3 protein-coding genes are annotated in these 4,226 nt (G+C 60.1%); 2 read left to right on the plus strand and 1 reads right to left on the minus strand.

All coding sequences use genetic code 11. From position 1 onward, the window contains the following. On the minus strand, nucleotides 1–338 hold a 338-nt coding region (locus tag EOL86_12345; protein NCD26364.1), incomplete at its 3' end, for a chemotaxis protein. Between EOL86_12345 and EOL86_12350 the strand changes: the two genes are divergently transcribed. Together EOL86_12350 and EOL86_12355 are read left to right on the plus strand one after the other, a co-directional pair. Further along, nucleotides 327–3,821, plus strand: a complete 3,495-nt coding sequence (locus EOL86_12350; protein ID NCD26365.1) for a response regulator — start codon at nucleotides 327–329, stop codon at nucleotides 3,819–3,821. The genes EOL86_12345 and EOL86_12350 overlap by 12 nt on opposite strands. Nucleotides 3,822–3,913: 92 nt before the next feature. After that, a partial coding sequence (locus tag EOL86_12355; protein NCD26366.1) for a response regulator occupies nucleotides 3,914–4,226 on the plus strand: 313 nt, incomplete at its 3' end.

Genomic DNA, 4,226 nt, shown 5'->3' on the forward strand with positions numbered 1-4,226 from the left:
TCCACGCCCTTGTAGACCGGGACCGTGATGGCCCTGGTCAGCAGGATGGCCGTGAGAATGCCGATCAGAACGCCAAGGCCCAGACCGCCGATCATGATGGTCGAGGCCCGGGACAGGTTGGCCTCGGCGGTGTCGGCGATGGCTTGGGTTTGGTCCAGGCCCGCCATGGCCGTGCTCTGGGCGGCTTCCAGAATCTCCTGGCCGGTTTGGGTGCGCAGCGTGTTCAGTTTTTCTAGTTCCTTCCAGTTGGCCAGGGTCGCGTCCATGCTGGTTTTGTAGGTCAGGGCCGCTTGGTGGATGGCTTCGATTTGTTTGAGATTGTCCTCATGACGGGTCATTGTTCGCAAATTTTCCAGCATGGTCACGATGCCCGGGATCAGCCGCAGCCCTTCTTCCATGACGCGGGGATCCCGCTGCCCGATGGCGGACCAGAATTTGATCCGGATTTCGTTGATCATGGTGGTTATTTCGTTGATCCCGCTGATTTTTCGCAGGCGTTCGGCCAGTCTGTCGGGCAGGGCGCCCTCGTTGAATTCCCGGGCCATGGCCTGGTTCTGGGAAATCAAGAAGTCATTGGCCTGCTTGACGATGACCCGGCCGGCGGCACGTTGCGCGGCGATAAGCTCGTCCTGGGCGCGCATCTGTTTTTCCGTTTCGCCGGATTGGGCCGCATATTCGGTCACCTTGCTCTGGGCGGTGGCGAGATGCTCACGCAGCTTGACCAGTTCCGGGTATTTGTCGGCGTGCCCCTTCGCCGCGTCGAGGTTTTTTTGGAGCACGTCCAGAGTGTTTTTGCCTTCTTCCAGAAAGTCGTTTCCCTTGGTGAAGGCGTATCCACGCCAGGCATACATGGTCAGCAGGGACGAGCGCTCCAGGCCATTGGCCAGGTTGACTTCCGGCACGAATTCATTGGCCAGTCTGGCGGTGTCCCCTTCCACGCTTTTCATGTTGTACACGGCCATTCCGCCCAGGGTGCAGGCAATGAGAACGAGGATGCCGAAGCCGATGCTGATTTTGATGCCGAGCCTGATGTTTTTCATCCTTTCCTCCGTACGGGTGACTCAATGGGTGGAATGCCGTTTTTCCGCGATCCATCATTCGACGTGGAATCGAATTGTGAATTTCTACAATCCCCTACACGACGTGGGGTAAAAGAATCCAGGAAAAAATGTGTATTGGGAGATGTGATCCAGTTTCTGTTCGAGAGTCGCATGGACGCTGGTTTCCCGGAGCGTAATGGCGGAGGGGTTGTCCGGATCGTCAGATTTTGGTTCCCCAACGTCTCGATAGCGGGTATTCGTGGTATAATTCCTTTTGATCGCGGCGCGAGTCCGTGCGCGGCGAAGATTGGTTGCTTCGGGCTCGGCCCGGAGGGCCGTGACCCAAGGCTGGAGGAGGCCATGCGCGACGAAGAAAAAAACCGTGATCAGCTTTTGGCCGAAAATCGTGACTTGCGCCAAAGACTGGCGGAGCTTCAATCCAAGGTGGCCAGGCTCGAGGACATGGAAAAGGCCGCCGCCCACCAGGACGCATTGCTCGCGGTCATGCTCCGCGACCTGCCTTTTGATTTTTGGGTTCGGGATCTCGATGGCCGGGTTGTCATGCAGAGCGCTGTCTCAGTGCGTGTCTGGGGGGATTTGGTCCATGACCCATTAGGGGCGCAGACTCTTCCGGCGCATGTGCTCAAGGCTTGGGAAACCGCCAATGCCCGCGCCTATGCCGGTGAAATCGTGAAAACCGAGCGGGCGTACGCCCTGCCCTCGGGAGAGCTGCGCATCGGGTACGACATCATCGCGCCCATCCGTGGGCGCGAGGGTGTCCTGGGTATTCTTGGGGCCAATATCGACATCACCGAACGGGAACGGGCCGTGACCGCCTTGCGTCGATCCGAAAATAATCTGGCCTCGCTGCTCAACGCCATCGAGGAGTCGGCCGCCCTGTTCGACCGTGACGCCAGGATCATCACCGCCAACCATACTTTTGCCGCCCGCGTGGGACGGAGCGTGAAGCAGTGCGTGGGCATGAACGTGTTTGATTTTGTTCCGCCCGAGGTTGGGCGCGAGCGCTTCAGGCATTTCAAGGAAGTGCTGCGCACGGGCGAGGCGCGAACATTCGAGGACGAGCGACAAGGGCGGTGGATGCGGCACAGCCTGACCCCGGTCCTGGATTCCCAGGGCATGGTCACGGCCCTGGCGGTTTTTGTCACGGATTTCACCAAATACAAACGGGCCCAGGACGAGCTGCATAAGAGCGAAACCCTGCTCAATCTGACCCAGCGCCTGAGCCGGGTCGGAGGTTGGGAATTTGACGCGCGGCGGCAGGTGTTGAGCTGGACCCAAGAGCTGTATCTGTTGCACGGTTTCGATCCCAAGGAGCGGCTTGGGGCGATGGAGCTTCGGGAGCGCAGCCTGGCCTGCTATGATCCCGATGATCGGGAGCGGGTGTACGATGCCTTCCGTCGTTGTCTTGAAGAAGGGCAGCCTTATGATCTCGAAGCGCCCTTTACTTCGGTCACGGGCAAGCGGATGCGGGTTCGGACCATGGGGCAGGCGGTTTTGGAGGACGGTCACGTGGTCAGGGTGTTCGGCACGTTCATGGACATCACGGAGCGCGTCCGCAATGAAGATGCCTTGCGCGCGGCCAAGGAGGACGCCGAGGCCGCCAATCGGGCCAAGTCTGAATTTCTGGCCAATATGAGCCATGAAATCCGGACGCCCCTGAACGGGGTGCTGGGTATCCTGCAGCTGATGGAGGATTTGGGATCGACTCCGGAGCAAAAGGAATACATTGGCCTGGCCATATCCTCGGCCATGCGCCTGACCCGGCTTTTGTCCGATATCCTGGATCTGTCCCGGATTGAATCGGGACGGCTGGCCCTTGACGAGCGTCCCTTCGACCCTCGGGAACTGCGGGATTCGACATTGGGTATTTTTTCCCTGGCGGCCAGGGAAAAAGGAATCGAGTTGGGCGTGGCCATCGCGGACAATGTCCCGCCTTTCGTGCTTGGCGACGATTCCCGCGTGCGTCAGGTGCTGTTCAATCTGGTGGGCAATGCCATCAAATTCACGGAACACGGCTTTGTCCGCGCCGACATCACGGCACTGCCCCACGGCAAGACGCCCATGGTGCTGTTGTGTGTCGCGGATTCCGGTATCGGGATTTCCGATGAACGGCTGCCGTCGATTTTCGAACCCTTTGTCCAGGGCGAGGGTTCCTATGTCCGGAAGCACCAGGGCGCGGGCTTGGGGCTGGCCATTGTCCGGCGCCTGGTCGGCCTGATGCGCGGAAATTTATCCGTGGACAATGGCTCCGACGGCACGACGGTGTGCATCTCCCTGCCCTTGCCGCCGGCCGTGGGCGAAAAGAACGCGCCCCCCGAGAGGGATGACGACGTTCCCACGGGACTGCGGATCTTGCTGGTCGAGGATGATCGGGTTAGCTTGTTCGCCGCGCGACGCATGCTGGAAAAGATCGGCCACGCCGTGACCACGGCCGAGAACGGACGGCGGGCCCTGGATGCGCTGCGGGACGGGGATTTCGACTTGGTCTTCATGGACGTCCAGATGCCGATCATGGACGGCGTCGAGGCCACGCGCCTGATCCGTGACGATCCAACCCTGGGCCGCAAGCGGGACGTGCCGATCGTTGCCATGACCGCCTATGCCATGGCCGGGGATCGGGAGAAATTTTTGTCGGCCGGCATGACGGACTATGTCGCCAAGCCCCTTGGCGCCCGCGACGTGTGCCAGGTGTTGGCCCGGATCGGAGCGCGGCCCGGCGGACGGACAGAGGCCGAAAACCGCGAAGGGGCGGCCCATTGATTTCGGACGGGATCGCCGCGCTGGCGGGTCCGTTCGTGCTCGGTATTTTTCTGTGTCGGTCAAACTATCAATGACAGTAACGTGGAGCGGTGATGCGAATTTTGATTGTCGAGGATGATTTTGTCGGGCGCAAGGTCATGCAGCGCTTGCTGCGCGAATATGGGGACTGCGATGTCGCCGTGGACGGCCTGGAAGCCGTCAAGGCTTTTGATTTGGCGTGGGAAGCGGGGACGCCCTACGATGTCCTTTTTTTGGACATCATGATGCCGAACATGACCGGACATGACGCGCTGCGGATTATCCGGGCCAAGGAAAAGGAACGGGGCATCCCTTCCGCCAAGGAAGTCAAGGTGATCATGACCAGTGCCCTGGACGACGTGAAGAACGTGACCCAGTCGTTTTTTC

Source organism: Deltaproteobacteria bacterium (genome assembly GCA_009930495.1).
Taxonomy (GTDB): domain Bacteria; phylum Desulfobacterota; class Desulfovibrionia; order Desulfovibrionales; family Desulfomicrobiaceae; genus Desulfomicrobium.